Source organism: Candidatus Sordicultor fermentans (assembly GCF_012728195.1).
GTDB lineage: Bacteria > Atribacterota > Atribacteria > Atribacterales > Caldatribacteriaceae > Sordicultor > Sordicultor fermentans.
This window is the reverse complement of sequence record NZ_JAAYFP010000094.1, coordinates 1-20528: the sequence shown is the minus strand read 5'-3', so window position 1 is coordinate 20528 and position 20528 is coordinate 1. Positions and strand designations below refer to the sequence as shown.

The 20528-nt window shown below is 41.3% G+C and carries 19 protein-coding genes and 1 pseudogene; 17 read left to right on the top strand and 3 right to left on the bottom strand.

Going from position 1 to position 20528, the window contains the following annotated elements; all coding sequences use genetic code 11:
- Nucleotides 1-6: 6 nt before the first annotated feature.
- The 15 genes and pseudogenes from hisB (at nt 7) to GXZ17_RS04305 (ending at nt 14728) form a co-directional block, all read left to right on the top strand.
- Nucleotides 7-603, top strand: a complete 597-nt coding sequence (gene hisB, locus GXZ17_RS04375) for an imidazoleglycerol-phosphate dehydratase HisB (protein ID WP_409376067.1) — start codon at nt 7-9, stop codon at nt 601-603.
- 21 nt (nt 604-624) lie between these two features.
- Nucleotides 625-1233, top strand: a complete 609-nt coding sequence (gene hisH / locus GXZ17_RS04370) for an imidazole glycerol phosphate synthase subunit HisH (protein ID WP_409376066.1) — start codon at nt 625-627, stop codon at nt 1231-1233.
- A complete protein-coding gene (gene hisA, locus GXZ17_RS04365) occupies nt 1209-1958 on the top strand; it encodes a 1-(5-phosphoribosyl)-5-[(5-phosphoribosylamino)methylideneamino]imidazole-4-carboxamide isomerase (RefSeq protein ID WP_409376065.1) in 750 nt (249 codons plus the stop codon). Before hisH ends, hisA begins: the two co-directional genes overlap by 25 nt.
- A gap of 2 nt (nt 1959-1960) precedes the next feature.
- Nucleotides 1961-2740 (top strand): imidazole glycerol phosphate synthase subunit HisF, encoded by a 780-nt coding sequence (gene hisF / locus GXZ17_RS04360; protein WP_409376064.1) that lies wholly within the window; start codon nt 1961-1963, stop codon nt 2738-2740.
- Nucleotides 2740-3396, top strand: a complete 657-nt coding sequence (gene hisIE, locus GXZ17_RS04355; protein ID WP_409376063.1) for a bifunctional phosphoribosyl-AMP cyclohydrolase/phosphoribosyl-ATP diphosphatase HisIE — start codon at nt 2740-2742, stop codon at nt 3394-3396. The genes hisF and hisIE overlap by 1 nt, the downstream gene beginning before the upstream one ends.
- Nucleotides 3397-3524: 128 nt before the next feature.
- Complete coding sequence (gene aroF / locus GXZ17_RS04350; RefSeq protein ID WP_409376062.1) at nt 3525-5423, top strand: 3-deoxy-7-phosphoheptulonate synthase; 1899 nt, start codon at nt 3525-3527, stop codon at nt 5421-5423.
- Nucleotides 5420-6463, top strand: coding sequence for a threonine aldolase family protein (locus tag GXZ17_RS04345; protein ID WP_409376061.1), 1044 nt, complete (start codon nt 5420-5422; stop codon nt 6461-6463). The genes aroF and GXZ17_RS04345 overlap by 4 nt, the downstream gene beginning before the upstream one ends.
- A 292-nt stretch (nt 6464-6755) precedes the next feature.
- Nucleotides 6756-8012: a replication-associated recombination protein A gene (locus tag GXZ17_RS04340; protein ID WP_409376077.1), complete on the top strand. Its 1257-nt coding sequence runs from the start codon at nt 6756-6758 to the stop codon at nt 8010-8012.
- 175 nt (nt 8013-8187) lie between these two features.
- The gene (locus GXZ17_RS04335) at nt 8188-8346 is read left to right on the top strand and encodes a desulforedoxin (RefSeq protein ID WP_409376060.1); all 159 of its coding nucleotides are present in this window, start codon (nt 8188-8190) and stop codon (nt 8344-8346) included.
- Between the two features lie 287 nt (nt 8347-8633).
- Nucleotides 8634-9956 (top strand): ABC transporter substrate-binding protein, encoded by a 1323-nt coding sequence (locus GXZ17_RS04330; RefSeq protein ID WP_409376059.1) that lies wholly within the window; start codon nt 8634-8636, stop codon nt 9954-9956.
- Between the two features lie 58 nt (nt 9957-10014).
- Nucleotides 10015-10860: a carbohydrate ABC transporter permease gene (locus tag GXZ17_RS04325; RefSeq protein WP_409376058.1), complete on the top strand. Its 846-nt coding sequence runs from the start codon at nt 10015-10017 to the stop codon at nt 10858-10860.
- 1 nt (nt 10861) lies between these two features.
- Nucleotides 10862-11734, top strand: coding sequence for a carbohydrate ABC transporter permease (locus tag GXZ17_RS04320; RefSeq protein ID WP_409376057.1), 873 nt, complete (start codon nt 10862-10864; stop codon nt 11732-11734).
- A 4-nt stretch (nt 11735-11738) separates the two neighbouring features.
- The gene (locus GXZ17_RS04315; RefSeq protein WP_409376056.1) at nt 11739-12866 is read left to right on the top strand and encodes a uroporphyrinogen decarboxylase family protein; all 1128 of its coding nucleotides are present in this window, start codon (nt 11739-11741) and stop codon (nt 12864-12866) included.
- A gap of 81 nt (nt 12867-12947) precedes the next feature.
- Nucleotides 12948-13919: pseudogene (locus GXZ17_RS04310) on the top strand (phosphoglycerate dehydrogenase).
- Between the two features lie 41 nt (nt 13920-13960).
- Nucleotides 13961-14728 carry an HpcH/HpaI aldolase family protein gene (locus tag GXZ17_RS04305; protein ID WP_409376055.1) on the top strand — a complete coding sequence of 256 codons (768 nt, stop codon included), beginning with the start codon at nt 13961-13963 and terminating at the stop codon, nt 14726-14728.
- Between the two features lie 34 nt (nt 14729-14762).
- Here GXZ17_RS04305 and GXZ17_RS04300 read toward each other — a convergent pair whose 3' ends face one another.
- On the bottom strand, nt 14763-15998 hold the full coding sequence (locus GXZ17_RS04300) for a homocitrate synthase (protein ID WP_409376054.1): 1236 nt from the start codon (nt 15996-15998) through the stop codon (nt 14763-14765).
- Between the two features lie 12 nt (nt 15999-16010).
- Complete coding sequence (locus GXZ17_RS04295; RefSeq protein WP_409376053.1) at nt 16011-17198, bottom strand: pyridoxal phosphate-dependent aminotransferase; 1188 nt, start codon at nt 17196-17198, stop codon at nt 16011-16013.
- A gap of 241 nt (nt 17199-17439) precedes the next feature.
- On the opposite strand from GXZ17_RS04295, the gene GXZ17_RS04290 reads away from it, so the two are divergent.
- Nucleotides 17440-18684 (top strand): M16 family metallopeptidase, encoded by a 1245-nt coding sequence (locus GXZ17_RS04290; RefSeq protein WP_409376052.1) that lies wholly within the window; start codon nt 17440-17442, stop codon nt 18682-18684.
- Nucleotide 18685: 1 nt separating this feature from the next.
- Nucleotides 18686-19924 carry a M16 family metallopeptidase gene (locus GXZ17_RS04285; RefSeq protein WP_409376051.1) on the top strand — a complete coding sequence of 413 codons (1239 nt, stop codon included), beginning with the start codon at nt 18686-18688 and terminating at the stop codon, nt 19922-19924.
- A gap of 359 nt (nt 19925-20283) precedes the next feature.
- On the opposite strand, the gene GXZ17_RS04280 is transcribed toward GXZ17_RS04285, so the two are convergent.
- Nucleotides 20284-20528, bottom strand: a 245-nt coding sequence (locus tag GXZ17_RS04280; RefSeq protein WP_409376050.1) for an ATP-binding protein, incomplete at its 5' end; no start/stop codon positions are given.

Genomic DNA, 20528 nt, shown 5'->3' with positions numbered 1-20528 from the left:
TAAGGAGTGGTCAGACTGAAAAAAAGAGAAGCTCTGGTTAAAAGGAAAACTCGAGAAACTGATGTCGAAATCTATCTCTCCTTGGATGGGGAAAAAAATATCCAGATGGATATGGCTGTTCCTTTTTTTTCTCATCTTCTGGAAAGTATGGCTTTTTACGCTGGTTGGGATTTAAAAATAAAAGCTACTGCTCAAGAATTTATTGATGATTACCACCATGTAGTAGAAGACACGGGTATAGTTCTGGGAGAAGCTCTGAATAAATGTTTGGGAGATAAAAAAGGAATAGAGCGTTTTGCCACTGTTTTTATTCCTATGGACGAGGCGTTAAGTATGGTGGCTGTCGATTTAAGTGGAAGACCTTATTTTCTTTGGGAAAAACCTGATTTAGGAGAGAGAGTGGGTAGTTTTGAGATAGTGTTAGTGAAGGAATTCCTGCAGGCTCTGGTAAATAATGCAAAAATTACTCTTCATGCTAAAATATGGTGGGGTGATAATGGTCATCATTGTTTAGAAGCTCTGTTTAAGGCTCTCGGTAAATCTTTAGCTCAGGCTGCCAAGGTAACGAGTGTTTATCTTCCTTCTACTAAGGGGACTTTATAATAAAGAAGAAGAGGGATAGTTATGATTGCCATTGTTGATTACGAGATAGGTAATTTATATAGCATCTTTAAAGCCCTGGAGAGGTTAGGAGAAGAAGTAGTGGTCACTAATCAGGCTCAAGAGATTAGAGAGGCTGAGGCGGTGGTTCTCCCGGGGGTGGGTTCTTTTGAGAAAGCCATGGAAAATTTAGAGAAAAAAGAAATAAAGGAAGTCATTAAAGAAAACCAGGAAGACGGTAAGCCCTTTTTGGGAATAAACCTGGGTTTACAGCTACTTTTTGAGAAAAGCCAAGAAGCTCCTCGTAAGAAAGGCCTTTCTCTTTTACCAGGGGAAGTGGTGAAACTTCCTCCTACTAATAAAATACCTCATATGGGATGGAATCGAGTATACTTCAAAAAAAATTCTCCGCTTACTCGGGATATACCGCAGGGGAGGTTTTTCTATTTTGCTCACTCTTTTTACGTCTTACCGGAAGAACCTCAAGCAGTGGTGGGCATATGCAATTATAATGTGGTAATTCCTGCCATTGTGAATCATGATAATGTCTGGGGTTTCCAGTTTCATCCCGAGAAAAGTTCTGTCTGGGGTATGAAGGTTTTAGAAAATTGGGTGAGGAGCTGGAAGAAGTGATTTTACCCATTCCTGCCATAGATATTCTGGAGGGGAAAGTGGTAAGGTTAGAGAAAGGGGATTATCAAAAAGTAGAGGTCTTTAGCACTTCTCCTCTTCTCGTAGCCCGGAAGTGGGAGGAAGAAGGTGCTCCTTTTCTACACGTTGTTGATTTAGAGGGAGCAAAATCGGGGTATCCCGTTAATTTCCCTGTTATTAAAGAATTAATTCAGACGGTTGGAATACCGGTTGAGGTGGGAGGAGGGATCAGGGAAGTCTCTTCTTTTATGGGTTATCTTGATGCCGGAGCAGAAAGAGTAGTTCTAAGTAGCATAGTAGTTAAGAACCCCTCAGTTTTTGAAGAGATGATGAAGATAGCGAGAGAAAAAATAGTGGTGAGTATCGATACCCGGGATCAGTTTGTCTCTTTAGAGGGGTGGAGAGAAGAAATCCCTGTTAAAGCTGCGGATTTAGCTAAGGATTTAAAAGGGAAAGGCATTGAGCATTTTATCTTTACTGATGTTCAAAGAGATGGAACACTTCAAGGGGTGAGAGTGGAAGTGATTAGAGATTTTATCGCCGAAAGCGGAGTAAGTATTATAGTTGCGGGAGGAATAAGTCATAAAGAAGATATCCGGAAGATAAAGAGCCTGGGAGAAGGTGTTGAGGGAATAATATTGGGTAAGGCTCTTTACACCGGGCAGCTTAATTTTAAAGAAGTATGCAGTATTCTGCGGGAGGAATGAAAGTGTTAGCCAGAAGAATTATTCCTTGCTTAGATGTAAAAGAGGGAAAAGTGGTAAAAGGAGTCCACTTTGAAAATATAAAAGATGTAGGAGACCCGGTAGAGCTGGCTCAAAGATACGAAGAAGAAGGGGCAGATGAGCTGGTTTTTCTGGATATAACCGCCTCTTATGAACAAAGAGAAACCATGATTCAAGTGGTGGAAAAAATAGCTGAAGTTTTAACTATTCCTTTCACAGTGGGGGGAGGGATAGGAGCTACCGGACAGGTAGCTAATCTCCTCAGGGCTGGCGCAGACAAAATATCGATTAACACTCAGGCAGTTCTTAAACCAGAGTTAATTAGTGAGTTAGCAGAAATGTTTGGTAGCCAGTGTGTGGTGGTAGCTATCGATGTGAAAAGAACCTGGGACCGAATAAATCGGCGTAGTTACTGGGAAGTATTTATAAATGGAGGGCGAACTCCCACCGGGAAAGATGCCCTATCCTGGGCTCAACAGGTAGAAAAGTTAGGAGCAGGAGAAATATTGCTAACCAGCATGGACACCGATGGAACTCAGACTGGTTATGATATTAGCCTTACCCGGAAAGTGGCAGAAAGAGTTCGTTTACCTGTAATTGCCTCAGGAGGAGCGGGGAAGCTGGAACATCTTTTAGCCATTTTGAGAGAAGGGAAAGCTGATGCTGCTCTTGTAGCTTCTATTTTTCACTACCGCTATTTCAGCATAGGAGAGGCTAAGGCCTACCTCCAGAAAAGAGGAATACCAGTGAGGGTAGAAGATTGATGGAAAAATCCTGGGAGGATGTCCTTTTTGAAAAAGAAGAGTTAATTCCTGCCATCGTCCAAGATGCAGAAAGCGGCAAAGTTTTGATGATGGCATATATGAACCGAGAAGCATTGTCTCGTACTTTGGAGACAGGAAAAACCTGGTTCTATAGTAGAGGCAGAAAAAAATTGTGGAACAAAGGGGAAAGTAGTGGCCACTTTCAGGAGGTACAGGGAATTTATGTAGATTGTGATAACGATACATTACTTATTCAGGTAAAACAAGAAGGAGTAGCCTGTCACACTGGTTTTTTTTCTTGCTTTCACCGGGAAATAAAAAAAGGAGAAATTTCCGAACCTCAAGCTCATTTTCCACCTTATTCTCTTTCTTCTTTTTTACAAGAGCTTTTTGAAGTAATAGAGGAAAGAGCTGCCCATCTTTCACCCAACTCTTATACTTCTCGTCTTCTGGAAGAAGGGAGAGAAAAAATTCTGCGCAAAGTAGCAGAAGAAGCTACCGAGGTTATACTGGCCACTTTTGAAGATGAAGACCATAATCGAGAGCACCTGGGGTGGGAAATAGCTGACCTCCTTTATCATCTCCTTGTTCTTTTACAGTATGAAAAGATGACCTATTACCAGATTATGGAAGAATTAAAGAAAAGGAGAAAATAGAGCGGAGAATAAAAGTTGATGTTTATCTCTTGCTCTATCTTCTCATCAAGGACGGTATTATTCGTGATTTCAATATCCAGTAGGTGCTTGTAGAGCTATGGTTCTATTGGTTTGAGGGGTGAAATTCTTTGATTGTTAGTTTTAATCGAAAGCTGAGCGATTTAGAGAAATCGGAATTAAAGGAAAAGCTAGGGAAAGAGAACTTGAATCCTTATTTCCTGGAAGAGGAAACAGGGAAAACCGTTCTGGTTACCGAAAATAATTTTTCTTCTTCGCAGTTGGATGAAAAAGTAGTGGAAAGGACCATCAAAATGGATACTCCTTTCCAACTGGCACATCGCAGCTTCCGTCCTCAGGGAACAGTTATTAAGGTAAAAGGAGTGGAAATAGGAGGGGATAATCTCACGGTTATGGCTGGTCCCTGTGCTGTAGAATCGGAAGAACAACTTTTTGAAACTGCAGAAATAGTGAAAAAAATGGGAGCCCATATTCTTCGAGGAGGAGCTTTTAAACCTCGCACTTCCCCTTATAGCTTTCAAGGTCTGGGAGAGAAAGGGCTTGAGATTCTGGCTCGAGCAGGAGAAAAATTTAATTTACCCATAGTTACCGAAGCTACCAGTCCTGAAATTGCTGACCTTGTGGCACAATATGCTGATATCATTCAGATTGGAGCTCGCAATATGCAAAACTTTGAGCTTCTCAAGAAAGTGGGCTTTTTGAAAAAGCCGGTGCTCCTGAAGCGAGGTTTATCTTCTACCATAGAAGATTGGTTACTGGCTGCTGAATATATCTTGAGCTGGGGAAATTTCCAGGTGATTCTCTGTGAGCGGGGTATTAGAACTATTGAAAGGCTTACTCGTAACACTCTGGATTTGACCGCTATCCCGGTAGTTAAAGATCTTTCTCATTTACCGGTAATGGTAGACCCTAGTCACGGGACGGGTCTGCGGGAAAAAGTGATTCCCATGGCTCGAGCAGCTGTAGCTTGTGGAGCAGATGGAGTAATGGTAGAAGTCCATCCCCGTCCAGAAAAAGCTCTCTCTGATGGTCCGCAAAGCCTCTACCCTGAGCAATTTAAAAAATTGATGAACGACCTGGAAGTGATAAGTATTCTGGTGGGTAAGGAACTAAAAAAGAACGATATACCAGAGAGAATGGAGATAAAAAGCAAACCCGAGTTTTTGAATTTGAGAGTGGCTTTTTTGGGAGAAAGCGGTTCTTTTAGCTCTCAAGTGGCTCGTCGTGCTTTTGGAGAGAGGGCCGAATTATTACCTTGTTCTAATTTTCGAGAAATATTCGAAAAAGTGGAGCAGGGAGAAGCTACTCACGGGTTGATACCCATAGAAAATACTATCACCGGTAGTATTCATAATAATTACGATCTCCTTTTAGAATTTCCCAATCTTTATGTAGTGGGAGAGCGATTCATTCGCGTTTCTCAGTACCTGGGCCTTTATCCTGGCACTAAAGAGAGTGAGATTCAGGTGCTATTTGCTCATCCTCAGGGTTTTGCCCAGTGTGCTCAATTTCTCGAATCGTTGAGGGCGGTGCGAGTAATGAATGTGGGGAGCACTGAAGAAGCAGCTCGTCAGGCCAAAGAATTTGGAATGGGGGGATCTTGTATTTCTTCTGAAGAGGCCATAAAAAAATATGGTCTGGAATTAAATCAGGAAGAGATTGAAGATAATCCTCGTAACTTTACTCGTTTTTTGATTGTTTCTCCTTATTTTGAACCTTCTTCTCAAGATGATAAAGTTTCTTGTGTTTTTGCTGTAGGGAATTATCCCGGGGCACTTCATGAAGCGCTTCGTATTTTTGCCGATCGGAAAGTTAACCTGTTGAAACTCGAATCTCGCCCTCGACCGGGAAAACCCTGGGAATATCTCTTTTATGTAGATTGGGAAGGAAATTTAAAGGAAGACATGTATCAGGATATGATAAAAGAATTATCTGTTAAAACCAGCTTCTGGCGTGTTCTGGGAAGTTATAAAAATTCCTGGAAGAAAGCTAAAGAGGAAAAGAGATGAAAAAGCTGGTAGATTTGCGCCGGGATACCAATACTCTTCCAACTGAGGAGATGAAAGAGGCAGCCTTCCGCTCTCCTTTGGGGGATGCGGTTTATGGTGAAGATCCAAGGCAAAGAGAGCTGGAGGAATTAGCTGCCTTTATTCTGGGAAAAGAAAGAGCAATTTTCCTCCCCAGTGGGACCATGGGCAATCTGGTTGCTCTCCTTACTCATACTCAGAGAGGCAACGAGATAATCCTGGAAGAGAATGCCCATATTTTCACTTCAGAAACTGGAGGGTTAGCCCAAGTAGCGGGTTTAATGGTTAAAACTTTACGAAGTGAAGATGGAGCGCCAGAACCTCGGGATATTGAGAGAGCTATCCGACCGGAGAATATCCATTACCCTAGGACGGCTCTAATTGGCTTAGAAAATACTCATTATCGCTATGGAGGCATAGTGGTTCCTCTTACCAGATTTGAGAAAATAAGAGAGGTAGCAGACAGATACAATTTGCCTGTTCATCTTGATGGGGCAAGGCTTTTTAATGCTGCAATTTATCTGGGAGTAGAAGCTAAAGAGATTGCTCGCTATTGTGATTCAGTTATGATTTCTCTTTCCAAAGGCTTAGGAGCTCCGGTGGGTTCGCTACTCGCCGGGTCTTGCGATTTTATAAAAGAGGCAGAGAGATACCGCAAAATGCTGGGAGGAGGAATGAGACAGACTGGTTGGTTGTGTGCCTGTGGTATCATTGCTCTTTCTGAGGACAACATTTCTCGCCTCCGGGAAGACCATGATAACGCCCAATTTTTGGCGGAAGGTCTGCAGTCTTTACCAGGGATAAAAATAGATCGGCATCAAGTACAAACCAACTTTGTTTTAGCCGATTTAAGTGAGAGAGAATTAGAGGCTACTGTTTTTCTGGAAAGAGTCAGAGAGAAAGGAGTTCTGGCCACTCGAGCCGGGGATTTCGCAGTTCGTTTCGTAACTTCCCGGGAAGTAAACAGAGAAGATATTGTCTTTGCTCTTCAGGTTATCAAAGAAGTTACACAAGTCATTTGATGTTTAGTTAAATCTCAGTAGAGAAAAGCATAAAAACAATCCTAAATAATGTTCAAAAAGAACAAAGAAAAGCATCCTCTTTTATTTCTCGAATTGAAACAGAAACCATAGATAGAGAAGAGCAAGAAAGTGAAGAAGTTGCTTAATTTTTAATTAAATAGTATAATTTGTTTTAGAACAATAGTTTGACGAGGGGGAAACTGGGTGCCTTAGCGTGGGAGAGAAAAAATCTTTTGAGGAAAAGGAATTATTTCAGATTCAAGAAAAAGAAGTGAAACCGCTTGCCTTTCGGATGCGTCCTCGTAGTCTGGATGAGGTAGTAGGTCAACCTCACCTTACTGGAAGGGAAGGTATTCTGAGGAAAATAGTGGAAACTGGTTTTTTACCTTCTCTCATTTTTTGGGGGCCACCGGGGAGTGGTAAGACTTCTGTTGCTCATATTGTGGCTAAGGCTTGTAAATATCAGTTTATTTCCATCAGTGCAGTTACCTCAGGAGTAAAGGAAATAAGAGAGGCAGTAAAAGAAGCAGAAAATGACCTGAAGTTTCACCATAAGAAAACAGTTTTTTTTATTGATGAGATTCATCGCTTTCATAAAGGACAACAAAGCTTACTTCTTCCCCACGTGGAAGAAGGAATAGTTACTTTGATTGGTTCTACTACCGAAAACCCCTCTTTTGAAATTATTGCTCCCTTGCTTTCTCGTTCTCAGGTAATAGTTTTTAAAAAGATTCCGGTAGAAGATCTGGTTCGCTTGTTGAAGAATACCTTAGAAGACGAACGAGGATTAAAAGATGAGGGAATAAGGGTGGAGGAAGACGCTCTTTTCTTCATGGCTCAGCTTGCTGATGGGGATGCTCGGCAGGCTTTGAACTTTCTGGAGGTTGCTTCTCGTATTGCTCAACAAGAAAACAACGGGGTAATAGGGATTAAGTTTTTACAGGATACTTTTCATAAAACCTCCTATTTATACGATAAATCAGGAGAAGAGCATTTTAATCTTCTTTCTGCTTATCATAAGAGCTTGCGAGGTAGTGACCCTGATGCTGCTATTTACTGGTTAGCTCGTATGCTGGAGGGAGGAGAAGACCCTCATGCTATTTTACGTCGTCTGGTAGCCTGTGCTTCAGAAGATGTGGGTAATGCTGATCCTCATGCTTTGCTGATAGCTGTCGCTGCTCAAAAAGCCTATGATTTTCTGGGAGAGCCGGAAGGAAGGCTGTCTTTAGCTCAGGCCACTATATATATAGCCAGCGCTCCTAAAAGCAATGCTTCTTATCAGGCGTTGAACCAGGCGTTGGCGGATGTGAAGGAGTATGGTACACTTCCTGTTCCCTTGCACCTGCGTAATGCCCCTACTGGTATGATGAGGGAGATGGGATTTGGTAAGGAATATCGATATCCTCACGACTTTACTGGAGCATTTGTAGAACAGGAATATTTACCTTCTCAACTAAAGGGGAAAACCTACTTTCATCCCCATGATAGGGGATACGAAAAGACAATGAAAGAAAGGTTGCGTTTTTTGTGGAAAAACCAGAAGTACTGAATTAGCTTCGCGTGGTTTTTTCTTCTTCTCTAATTTCATAGTAAGTAAGAAAACTATAAAAGACATGCTTAAAATGGAAAGAGATGCTGGTCATTATTTTTTTTCATTTTTGGTTGCCACGATAAGTTGAATAATGAATGTTTTAAGGGTAAAATATCTCAGGAGGTGGAATCTTATGACAGAAAAAAAAGAAACTTATCGGTGCAATGTGTGTGGTAACGTAGTGGAAGCTAAAGGAGGAGAAGAAAAAGAAGAAGAACTAACTTGCTGTGGTGAGCCTATGGTTAAAGTTGAGGAGGAGCCTAAAAGAGGTGGTGGTTGCTGCAGAAAGTAAAGTAACTAATAATTAAGAGCAGGTAGCCCGCATAATTCTATACGCTTAGTCGCAAAAATTGTTGTGATTTCTCTATCTTTCTGTTTAATCCATTTCTAACATCATAATAATACCAGAGGATGAACACTGTGGTATTATTATGATGTTACTTTTTCATCTTTTACTTTTAATTTTACACTGTAGCTGTTCGTTTTTGCAGAAACCAGAAAAAGAGGAGGGAGGTGAGAAAAAGGTAAAAGCTATTTAATTTCTCTGGTTTCACTAACTAAAAAAGGAGGGATTCAGCCATGAGACAGAGAGTTATTGTTTTGGCTGCGGTGTTGGTGTTGGTGTTGGGAGGGGGGACAACTTTAGCTCAAAAACCCACCTTAGAAATTTGGGGACGTGCTTCTTTTGCTCCGGCTCAAGCCTACTGGTTTAACTCTTTAGCTTACGAATGGGGAGCAGCCAACGGAGTGGACGTAAAAATCACCTGGATTCCAGTAGCAGATATGTCCCCGAAATTAGCCACAGCTATAGCGTCAGGAACCGAACCAGATATGGTTATTGGAGGTTACCCCACAGCCAAGTTTGCCGAAGCTGATCTTTTGTTACCTCTCGATGATCTGGTAGATAAACTGGGCAGAGATGATTTCTTTGAGATTAAGCTTAAACAAGGTACGGTAGACGGAAAAGTTTATTCTATCCCCTCAGGATTTGAGCTAAGCTGGATGCATGTCCGCAAAGATATTCTGGAAAAAGCCGGTGTTCTTAACTTGTTGCCTTTTGAAAACGAAGAGGGAGTGCTTATAGCAGCTGAGAAAGCCAATCAAGTGGAGCCGGGAGTTTATGGAATAGGTCTCCCTTTGGGAGGAAGTGGAGCTGATTGCTATTGGACTTTCCAGATTTATTACTATGGTTTTGGAGGAGGATTCTTGAGTGATAGGTCAGTAGAAGGAGCAGTGTTTGGGAAAGAGCCTAATCGTTCCATAGCTAAAAAAACATTCGCTTTCGAAAAAGATATTTATGATCGGGGTTTAACCCCTCCTGATTCAGGGGAATGGGTAGATATATCTAATAATATGGCTTTCCTGGAGGGAAGAGTAGCTATGACCTCTAATCCTATGAGTATCTGGTATGGGATAATGACGGGAAAACCAGATTTAGTACCTAAAACCATGATCTATCCTGATGCTTTTCCCATCGACCAAGGCGATGAAAGTAACTTTATTTTTAGTTCAACCCCTTATCCTGATTTAGCTAAAGACCTTCTTTACACTTTCTTTGGTGACAAAGAAGTTTATCGCCAGGGGTGGTGTGAGCAATCCCAACTTTATAACCTTCCGGTATTTAAAAGCCAGATGCAAGTGTTGAGTGAAAATTGGAAACAAGGTATGTATCCGTTTATGGGAATGGACCCTTATGAAGCAGCTATGCGAACCAAGTTTCACACTACCCCAATGGCTTATCCTTTAGGGGAAGCTTCGTCAGTAATGGAAGACCTGTGCTGGGGATGGGTTATTAATGACATGGTAATAAAGGCAGTGATAAAGGGGGAAGACTTTGACAAAGTAATCGATGAATTTCAGGTCAAACTAGAAGATATGGTGCGGGAAGCATACGGACGGTGAATCTATATGCTTCCGGAGGTTTTCTCCTCCGGAGGCATATATCTTATTGGGATAAAAAATGAAGACTAAAACTTTAACCAGCTGGTTTTACGTTATCCCCGCGCTTTTGATTTTAGGGTTGATTCTGATTGTTCCTCTTGTTTATACTTTCTGGATGAGTTTGCAGCACATGCCTATTGGAAAAGCACCTACCTTTGTGGGAGTACGGAATTTTTCCCGGATATTCCGAGATCCTATATTCTATAAAAGTGTTAAAAATACTTTGATATATGCTTTTCCAGCGGTAGCTATTAAAGCCATCATTGGTTTGGGAGTAGCTGTTCTTTTAAACCAAGAGTTCCGAGGAAGAGGGATTTTGCGGGGATTAGCTATTTTGCCTTATGCTCTTCAACCTTTTGTTGTTTGCGTTCTGTTCTGGTTTGTTTATGACTATCGGGGTATAGGGAACGCGCTTTTGCAGGCTGTGGGGCTGAAGCCTATCCACTGGTTGGGAGTTCAATATGCCATGCCTTCTCTAATTTTGGTAAATATCTGGCATGGTTGGCCCTTTTTTTATCTAGGATTTTTATCTGGTTTACAATCTATTCCAGGTGAATTATACGAATCAGCGGAAATCGATGGCGCTTCTTCCTGGCAAAAATTTTTTTCTATCACTCTTCCTTTATTGAAAGAAGTATTTTTAATTGTTTGTGGGCTTTCTCTTATGTGGACTATGGGAGACTTTGTTATTCCCAAGATGATGACAGCCGGCGGTCCAGCTGATGCAACTCTCACTATCCCTATGGCTACTTATAAAATTGCCTTTCTTCTGGGCTTAAATTATCCTCTGGCCTCTGCTTATGCGGTAACTATTCTTCCCATTTTTGTTATTTTGATCTATTTTACAGTAAGGAGTCTGGAGTAAAATGAAGAAAAATAAAAGCGCTAAATTTTTAGTTGCTTTCTTTGTGATAATTTTGCTTTTCTGGATATTTATTCCCATTTACTGGGTAGTAAAAACTGCTTTTTCTCCAGAGGAGGAAGTATGGAGTATGGGTCTTCCTCGCAATCCCACTTTGGCTAATTTTCGGGACATTTTCGTAGGCTCTTCAGGGAGTATGGCGGAAGTCACCGGCGCTATGCTTTCTATCTCTCCTACCATTATTACTCCCTTAATTAATACTTTGCTTGTTGCAGCAGGAGCTGTAGCTTTGACTATGGTGGTAAGTAGCATTGCCGCTTATAATTTGGCCCGCTTTCAGTACCGGGGAAAGAGGATAGTATCTTCCTACATTCTCTTTGCTTATGTTTTCCCTCCTTTCATTCTCATGGTGCCTATTACGATAATCATGAATCGTTTGGGTCTATACGATTCACTTTTTGGTTTAACTCTGGCTCATTTAGCTTATACTGTTCCTTTTGCCATTTATATGTTACGAGGTTACTTTATGGGTATTCCTCAGGAGTTAGAAGAGGCAGCTATGGTAGATGGTTGTTCTCGTTTCCAATCTTTTTTGCGTATCACTTTACCACTAGCTGCTCCCGGCCTGGTAGCAGTGGCTATTTTTTCTCTGGTTCTCTCTTGGGGAGATGCGGTTTTTGCTACTGTTTTAATCAACACACAGGATAAATATACTCTTCCTATTCACATTGGTTTTTTCCTCTGGGGAGGAGAGATTGTAGACCCGGGAAGATTAGCTGCTACTGCTTTGGTGGCTGGCTTAATTCCTGCGTTTCTCTATATTGGTATTCAGCGTTTTGTTCGTATGGGGCTGGTAGCTGGAGCAGTAAAGGGGTGATGAAATGACTCATCGAGAGAGATTAGTCAAAGCTTTATCTCACGAAGAGCCAGATCGAGTTCCCTTTGATCTTGGGAGCTCATCTAATACTGGTATCACTGTTCAAGCCTATGAGCGTCTAAAAAAGTTTTTGGGGATAGATAGCCCTACTCGTATTTTAGATAAACCTTTTCAACTGGCTGATTTATCTCAAGATGGAGAGCTTTTAGAAAAATTGGGTATTGATACCCGGGGAGTTTTCCCCCGTCCTCCGGTGGGATGGGAGGATAGAGTTTATCCTGATGGTTCTTATGAAGATGAATGGGGACTTCGCCGTCGTATGCCGGAAGGTGGATTTTACTATGATATAGTTTGTGGCCCTTTCTGGAAAGAACTCACCTATCAAGCTCTGGATAAGTTTCCTTTCCCTGATGGGAAAGACCCTTCCCGAGTGAGAGGAGTAAAAGAGGAGATTCTCAACTATCACGTCCAAAATTATGGAGTAGTGGTAAATGTTCGAGGAGGATTTATTACTCAGAGTCAGTTGATGAGAGGATTTGAGGGGTGGCTTACTGACATAATCCTTAATCCTGAGCCTCTATGTGATTTAATGGATAGAGCTCTGCAGTATCAAATTGATTTAGCTCATTCTCTTCTCCGTGGAGCAGGAGATAAAGTGGATGTAGTAGTGTACGGAGATGATGTAGGAACGCAGCAGGGTTTGATGGTTTCTCCCCAAATTTACCGGAAATACTTAAAACCTCGTCAACATAAACTATTTCGAGCTATTCGAGAAGAAACTAATGCTAGAATTCACTACCATACTTGTGGTAGTATTTATCCTCTTGTTCCTGATTTTATAGAGATTGGAGTAGATATCTTAAATCCAGTTCAGGTGAGTGCTAAAGATATGGATCCGGCTCGCTTAAAACGAGAGTTTGGCGATAAACTTTCTTTCTGGGGAGGAGTGGATACCCAGAGAGTCCTACCTCAAGGAAGCCCGGAAGAAGTAAAAGAAGAAGTTAGAAGAAGAATAAAAGAGATGGGAAAAAGTGGGGGTTACATATTAGGAGCGGTACATAACATCCAACCTGATGTCCCCCCCGAGAATATAGTAGCTATGTTTAAGGCGGGAAGAGAATTTAGTTACTAAAGAAATTGTTAAAACTTTAGCCAAAAAGATAGCTCTGAGAATTTTGTTTTTGCTCCATAGGGGCAAGAGAAAGGGATAAATATGGAAAGATACAAGATATTGGTTACTCCAACTGCTTCTTTTGGCAAGTATTCTGATGCTTTTTCTCGCTTGAAGAGTGCAGGGTTAGAGGTGATTCTTTCTCCCTATTCTCATCCCTTAAAAGAAGAGGAATTAAAAGAGTTTATTTCTCAAGTGGACGGTATTATTGTGGGTTTAGACCCCATTACTCCTTCTCTTCTTGAAGAGGCTAAGCGTCTCCGGGTTATCTCCAAGCATGGAGTGGGAGTGGATAATATTGCTGTGGAAGAAGCCACTCGACGGAGAATAGTAGTAGCTAATGCTCCGGGGACTAATGACGACTCAGTGGCTGACCTTGCATTTGCTTTTGTTCTTTCTCTTGCTCGTCATATTCCCCGGGCTTGTTGGAGCATGAGAGAAGAAAAATGGGAAAAATTTGTGGGAGTGGAGATTAATGGAAAAACTTTGGGAGTGGTTGGAGTTGGCCGGATTGGGAGGAAAGTAATTCGCCGATCCTGGGGATTTGATATGGAAATACTTGCTCATGATGTGTTCCCCGACCAAAACTTAGCTCAAAAGTAGCAATTTTCCTACGTATCATTGGAAAAATTGCTACGGGAAAGCGATTTTATTACTCTGCATATTCCTCTTACTCAGGAAACCAGGGGTTTTATAGGAGGGAAAGAACTTTCTCTAATGAAGAGAAGTGCCTATCTTATAAATACTGCTCGAGGGGGGATTGTAGACGAGGAAGCACTTTATCGAGCACTGAAAGAAGGGATAATTGCTGGAGCTGCTTTAGATGTTTTTTCTCAGGAACCACCGGGTAGTAGCCCTCTCATGGATCTAGAAAATGTTATCGCTACTCCTCATATGGCCTCTGATACCAAAGAAGCCATACGCCGTATGGATGTAGTGTCAGCAGAGAATGTCATTCGGGTACTTCGGGGAGATCCTCCTCTTTCAGCAGTCAATGTAGTGGAAAAAATATAATATTGAACTTCTGAAAAATGCAAAAGTGAGGAGGTTTGTTTATGAATGGAAGACTGTTGAAAAATAAACTTAGGGAGAAGAAGCCCTGTATTGGAAATTGGGTGACTTTTGCCGATCCCACGGTTACTGAGGTTCTATGTGGGGCAGGCTATGACTTTTTAGTCATTGATACCGAGCACGCTCCTCTGGGAATTGAGACAGTGCAACTTCATCTTTTAGCTATCAAAGGGGAAGAGGCTGTGCCCATAGTGCGAGTGCCATGGAATGACTCAGTTTATCTGAAACGGGTTTTGGATACAGGGGCACCTGGAGTCATGATTCCTCTGGTGCGCAATAGAGAAGAGACAGAAAGAGCAATTTCTTTTTGTCTTTACCCTCCAGAGGGGATTCGAGGATTTGGCCCGCGTCGGGCAGCTGGCTACGACCGCCGGATACCTGAATACATTGAAAAGGCCAATGAGGAAGTTTTAATCATCCTGCAAATTGAGCATTTTGAAACGATAGAAAATTTGGAAGAAATTCTCAAGGTAGAAAGGTTGAGCGCGATTTTTATTGGCCCCTGGGATTTATCTGGTTCTTTAGGCTTATTAGGAAAGATTAATCACCCTCGAGTGGAAGGATATATTGACACCATTATTGAAAAAGCTCATAGTGCTAATATACCAGTAGGGATTGCTGCTTCTTCTAAAGCAGAAGATGTGGTGGGGTGGTTCAAAAGAGGAGTGCAATTTGTTACTGCGGGGACAGACTACGGGCTTCTTTCTCGAGGCTGCGATAACTCAATAACTTCTATAAAGAAATCACTGTAAATATCTGGGGAAGGGTGGGTAAACCACCCTTCCTTTAAGGAGTCAAAGTGAGGATTTTTTTAGCCTGCTCGGGATATTGAGCAATAAATCGCAGCTCGTCTGAAGTCAGGGGTTTTTGTTTTTCTACGTTAGCAAAACGAGCTAATTCTAATACTTCTCGTGCTTCCTCTTCATCTTTAAATTCTATCTCTAATTGATTGTAAACATTGCGGAATCCCTTTATCCCGCTATATTCACCGATTACAATTTGCCTTCCTGTTTCTATGATTTCCGGTTCTCCTCTTCCCAGCTCTTCAAAGTCATAAAGCTCGTAGTTTTTGCGGTCTTTCAACACTCCATCAGCATGGATTCCTGAGGCATGAGCGAAAGCATTAGCCCCTACGCCGGGTTGGGTGATGGGGATAGGGACGCGGAAAGCGTAAGATGCATATTTGCAAGTTTTCCAGGCGGTTTTCAGATTTATTCGCTCGTCCAGCTGATATTTTTCTCCGTCCATACCACTGGCATATTTCACAGCTAAAATTACCGAAACCAAATCAGCATTTCCTGCTCGTTCTCCTATCCCGTTAATGGTTGTATTAATAAAAACATCACATCCTACGTCTATTGCTGCTTTAGCTCCGGCGACAGAATTAGCGACTACCATACCCAGATCATTGTGACAGTGGAGCTCAATAGGCATCTGGGTTGCTTCCCCAATTTTGGCAATACGCTCATAAATGGTGAAAGGACTATCATAGCCTAAAGTGTCACAATACCGAAAACGTTCTGCTCCTGCTTCTTTACCTGCTAAGGCAAACTCGATTAAGTAATCTATATCAGAGCGAGAGGCATCTTCGGCATTTATTCCCACTCCCTGTGCTCCGCAAGCCTTAGCGGTTTCTACTGCTTCTACCATGGATTTTATCACTGTCTCTCGACTCATTTTTTCCTGGAATTTGCTATGAATCATCTGGTCAGAGGTAGATATAGAGAGGTTGAGGTATTTCAATCCTGGTACCATCTCATAAGCTAATTCGACATCCCTTTTTATTGCTCTCAACCATCCACTTAATCTAATAGGACTCAAGACTCCCATTTCTGCCAATTCTAAATTGGCGTTGAGGTAGTTAGTTTCATGACGAGTGGTGGGGAAGCCAAATTCGCTCTGATAAACTCCCATTTCGTTGAGAAAAAAGTTTATCATAGTTTTTTCAATTTTAGCTAATCCTAAGTGGGCAGTCTGAACTCCATCACGATTGGTAACATCTAGAATATAGATTTTAGGCATGTATACACCTCCTCAATTCATTTGATTAATAAAATTTTTTAATCGCTTCATCCCTTTTTCAATGTTCTCTTCTGAGGTAGCATAGGAAAAACGAAGGTAACCTTCCATCCCAAAAGCTATTCCTGGGATGCAGGCTATTTGAGCTTCTTCTAAAAGTGACTCAGCCAATTCTAAAGAGTTATTAATGGGTTTCCCTTGGAAGCTTTTACCTAAATAGGGAGAGAAATTGGCAAAAACGTAAAAAGCTCCCCGAGGGGTGGGAAAAGTGACTGAGGGAATTTCTGAAAGATGTTGCATCATAAGTTTTCTCCGCTCATCAAGCTTTTCTACCATTTCTTTAACCAGAAAAGAATCGCTCTGTAAAGCTTTCCAGGCCGCCCTCTGGCTTATAGAGGTGGGATTGGAAGTAGAGTGATCCTGGAGTCTCCCCATTGCTTCAATTACATCTTGAGGCCCCGCGGCATATCCAATTCGCCAGCCGGTCATAGAAAAGGCTTTAGATACGCCATTGATTACTATAGTTCTCTCTTTCATACCTGGAAAAGTTGCAATACTTTTTACTTTTGCTCCATCATAAGTGAGATGTTCATATATTTCATCAGAAATTATTACTAAATCTTTTTCTTTAGCTAACTGGGCTATTTCTTCTAGTTCTCCCTCTTCCCATACCACCCCTGTCGGGTTTGAAGGGTTGTTTATGATAATAAGACGAGTGTGAGGAGTGAGAGCTTTTTTAATTTCTTCGATACTCACAGTAAGTGTAGATGGAGAAGGCTCAAGTAAAACTGGTTTTCCTTGAGCTAATTTTATCTGTTCTAAGTAAGTAACCCAGTAAGGTTTGGGCAAAAGTACCTCATCTCCGGGGCTACAGAGGGTCAAAATGGCATTAAAAAGAGAGTGTTTGGCACCACAGGAAACTATTATTTCTTGAGTGGTGTAAAAAAGCCCATTTTCTTTCTCCAGTTTTTTGCCAATAGCTTCTTTTAACTCTGGCGTTCCGGAGGTAGGAGTATATTTAGTAAAGCCTTCGTCAATAGCTTTCTTAGCTTCCTCTTTGATTACTAAAGGAGTGTCAAAATCTGGCTCACCAGCACTGAAGGAAATTACATCTCTTCCTTCCTTTTTTAAAGCCTTGGCTCGGGCAGAAATAGATAGAGTAGCGGAAGGCTCAATTTTTTTAACTCTTTCTGTTATTTGCAAAATGTCACCTCCTGAAAAATAATTGCTTTCAGAAATAGGGATGATATACTTACGGTAGTGAGAAATTTGCGTTTCTGAAGTTAGAGTTTTATTCTTTTTTATATAGTAGTGAGAAGAAAAAGTCAAGGGGGTAGCTTAAAATATTTGGAACACGGAAGGAAGATGGTATCCCCCCGGTAGGCATTAAAGTTCTCAGAGAAAGAGAAAAAAGAATATTAGGGGAAAGGTGTGGTGGCTAAAGTTGAAGAAGTATGCCTTTACTTATACTAAAAAGGTTCTTTATTCTGGACTTCGAGTAGTAGTTAAGAGAATGCCTTCACCCCTTGTTACTATTAATTTTTGGGTTCCAGCGGGAGTGAAAGATGAGGAACCTGAAAAAAACGGCCTATCTCATTTTTTTGAGCACATGGTTTTTAAAGGTACTGCTAATTATCCTGCTTCTTTGCTTTCTCGTCAGGTACAAGCTTTAGGGGGAGTTATGAATGCTGGCACTTCCCTGGATACTACCGATTTTTATTTAGTAGTACCGCGAGAATACTGGCGAAAGGCTTTGGAGTTAGAAGTTGATTTACTTTTTCACCCTCTTTTTGATCCTCAGGAGATAGAAAAGGAGAAAATGGTGGTTATCCAGGAAATTCATTTAGATGAAGATGACCCGGGGGAACGCTTGATTCATCTTCTTTATGAAAGAGTATTTTCTGGTACTCCTTACGGGAAGCCCATTTTGGGAATGGAAGATACAGTAAAGACTTTTACTCGTGAGGATTTATTAGAGCACCAGAAGCGCTTTTACCATCCTACCAACCTTACCCTGGTGGTGGCAGGTGACATTGCTGAGGAGGAGGTTTTTGGAGAAGCAGAGAAGTTAGTAGGAGAGTTCCGCGATTTGGAAAACTTCACTTTCTCGCCTTTTCCCTCTCTTCCTTCTCCTCACCAGCAGATAGTAAGCTGTTCTATGGATGTACACCGCTATTACGGTGCAATAGGTTTTCTGACTGAGGGAATTAGAGAAGATGATTTTTATCTTCTGCGCCTTCTCGCAGTAGTTTTAGGTGATGGAATTGGTTCTCGGTTGAACGTAGTTTTACGAGAGGAAAAAAAGTTGGTAGACACCATTCACACTGTTTATTCTTATTACCAGAAAGCTGGTATATTTGCCATTTTTTATACTTTTTCTCAGGGAAAAAAAGAGGAAATAGAGGAGGAAATTCAAAAGGAAATAGTAAATTTAATTTCTGATCCCCCCCGGGATGAAGAATTGGTGCGAGGTAAAAATCTGTTGCGCAGTAGTTTGTTCAGTGTGCTGGAAACTACCTTAGGAACAGCAGAGCTATTGGGGCGCTCTGACGTTACCGATAACATCGACCGGGTGGTTCATCATTTTTTTAATTTAGGAAGTTTTAGAAGTGAAGACCTGGTGGAAACAGTGAAAAAATATCTTGATTTTGAACGAGCTACATTCGTTTTTATAGAGCCAGGGGTGTGATATGGAAAAGACAATGACTGCAGTGAAAAAAATAACCTTTAAAAATGGTTTTACACTAATACTTTCTCCTCGACCGGATAGTGCTCTTGTAGCAATTAATTTGTGCATGAATTTAGGTAATCTCTTTGAAAGCGAGGAAGAACGAGGGATTTCTGCTTTAATGCAAGAGACTCTTCTGAAAGGGACTCAGCGCCAGAGTGCTATAGATTTTAATCGAGCAGTAGAGAATATGGGAGCCACCATAAATAGCTCTTCTAGCTATTTTACTGGACGGGTGGTTATGCAAGGTCCAGCTATTAATATGGGACAAATGTTAAAACTATTTTTTGAAGCAATTAAAAGCCCGGCTTTTCAGGAAGAGGAAATTGAAAAGGAAAAAACCTTTCTCTTAAATGTCCTTCGCTCTCTGGATGATGATCCTTTCCAGGCTGCGATGCTGCGGTTTAAGAAAGCTTTTTACGGTCGTCATCCTTATGCCTTTCCCACTATGGGCGAAGAAAAAACTCTCCGCAATTTAGGAGAAGAAGAAATTTGGTCCTGGTACAGGAAAGTTTATGTGCCTAATAATATGGTAGCTGCAGTAGTGGGTGATTTTGATCCCGATGAAGTAGAAAAGATTTTTCACGAAGAGATGGGAGAAATTATACCTAAGGAGCCCCTTGCTCCTTATCTAGAAAAATTTTCTCCTCTCTCTTTAAAAATTGTAGATCGTAAAGAAGTGAGAGATAGCTGGATGGTGGTGGGCTTTAAGGCTCCCGGGTTATTAGAAGAGAAAGAGAGGGTGGTTTTTGATATTCTGAATAATATTTTAGGAGGGAGTATGTACTCTCGTCTTTTCCTGAAAATCAGGGAAGAGCGAGGTTTGAGTTATCAAGTAGGTTCTCTTTATGTTCCTCTACGGGGTCCATCTTTTATCTGTGCTTATGCTAGTTTTCCCTATGTTTATTTTGACGCAGTGGTAAGAATCTTGTGGGAAGAGCTTCGGGGGTTATCTCATCTCGAGAAAGAAGAATTTGAAGAAGCCAAGAATTATACCAGAGGAAATTTCCTTCATTGTTTAGAAACAGTTTTCTCTCTTTCCTCTCTTTTTGCCTTTTTTGAGAAAGTGGGCTTAGGTTGGGAATTTATTTTTCGTTACGAAAAAATGTTGAGAGAGATTTCTGTGGAAGAAGCAGAAGCTGTTTACCAGCGGTTTAATGGACAAGGAGAGTCTATGGGAGGCATTGTCCCCGCTGAATAAAAGATTCAATATATTCCTGGCTCTCTGTCAATATTTTATGAAAATGTGTCGCTCCCTAACTTGAGGGTTAAATATAACATTTCTATCCTACCTTCCGAATTTCCTTCCGGCGGAGAATAAAGTCTAATTTATGTTTTCCTCCAGAGAAAAAAAGTTGACCGGGGGGGTCTTTTGGCTCTCGACCAAATTTACTATTGTATTGCTGGATAAAAGCGACTAATGAAGGGCTATATTTTCTAAAGTCGGGATATAAGCCAGATTAAGTTCTACTGAGTCTCTCTGTAAAGTCTCTCTGTATTTGGCAATATGAATTTGCAGCATTCCGGAAGTTAATTTTTGCAGCACCCTTAATTCCAGAATTAACAGTTCATAGTAGAATGAGTCAACCGGTAACTGGGTCCGGAAAAGACCAGTAAATGACTATGGTGAATTAAACGGTCAATGATGGCGGCTGTCATTCTCTCATCATAAAATATTCCATTCCACTTGCTGAATTCCAGATTGGTAGTAATAATGATACTGCGTTTTTCATAGCATGCAGATATCACCTGAAAGAGTAACTGAGCACCTCCTTTCTCAAAAGGTACATAACCCCACTCATCAC